Source organism: Thauera phenylacetica B4P (genome assembly GCF_000310225.1).
GTDB classification, from domain to species: Bacteria; Pseudomonadota; Gammaproteobacteria; order Burkholderiales; family Rhodocyclaceae; genus Thauera; species Thauera phenylacetica.
Window position 1 is genome coordinate 1 of the sequence record NZ_AMXF01000514.1, and the last position, 915, is coordinate 915.

General features: G+C 76.1%; 1 protein-coding gene. It reads left to right on the forward strand.

What is annotated here, in order from left to right; genetic code table 11:
- A partial coding sequence (locus tag C667_RS23400; RefSeq protein ID WP_004390576.1) for a PD-(D/E)XK nuclease family protein occupies positions 1–804 on the forward strand: 804 nt, incomplete at its 5' end.
- Between the last annotated feature and the right edge of the window lie 111 nt (positions 805–915).

Consider the following 915-nt stretch of genomic DNA (forward strand, 5'->3'; position numbering starts at 1 on the left):
GCGCCCGCAGGCGCACTCGACCTGCCCGGCACACCCGGCGCCGCCCTCGCCCGCCGCGCCATCGACCCGCCGCCCTGGCACCGCTTCCCGCGCGGCGCCCTCGCCGGCGACTTCCTCCACGACCTGCTCGAATGGCTGGCCGCGGAGGGCTTCGCGCTCGCCGGCAACGAGGGGATGGAGGCGGCGCTGCGGCGGCGCTGCGAGCGTGCCGGCCATGGCGAACGCGCCGACGAGCTGGTGGAGTGGATGCGCGCCCTGCTCGCCGCGCGCCTGCCCAGCCTGGGCGCGGCGCTGCAGGACCTGCGCGTGCTGATCACCGAGATGGAGTTCTGGCTGCCCTCGGCGCACCTGCAGGCGCAGGCGGTGGACGCGCTGTGCCAGCGCCGGCTGCTGAACGGCCAGCCCCGCCCCGCGCTGCCGCAGCGCGAGCTCCACGGCATGCTGATGGGCTTCGCCGACCTCGTCTTCGAGCACGAGGGGCGCTACTGGGTGCTGGACTACAAGTCGAACAGCCTGGGCCAGGACGGCGCCGCCTACGACCACGCGGCCCTCGAGGCGGCGATGGCACACCACCGCTACGACGTGCAGGCGGCGATCTACCTGCTCGCATTGCACCGCCTGCTGCGCGCGCGCCTGGGCGCGGCCTACGAGCCCGCGCGCCAGCTCGGCGGCGCGCTGTATTTCTTCCTGCGCGGCATCGACGGGCCGGCGCGCGGCGAGTACGCCATTCCCGCCACGCCGGCGCTGCTCGAGCTGCTCGACACCCTGGACCACCTGCTCGCCGACGAGGCCTCCCTGGCATGAGCCCCATCCACGCATCCCCCGCGCCCGGCGCGGCGCACCCGGCCGCAGCGTCCGGCCTGTCGTCACCCGTCGCTGCGGCGGCCCCCGGCAGGGCGTCGGCGACGCCCCATG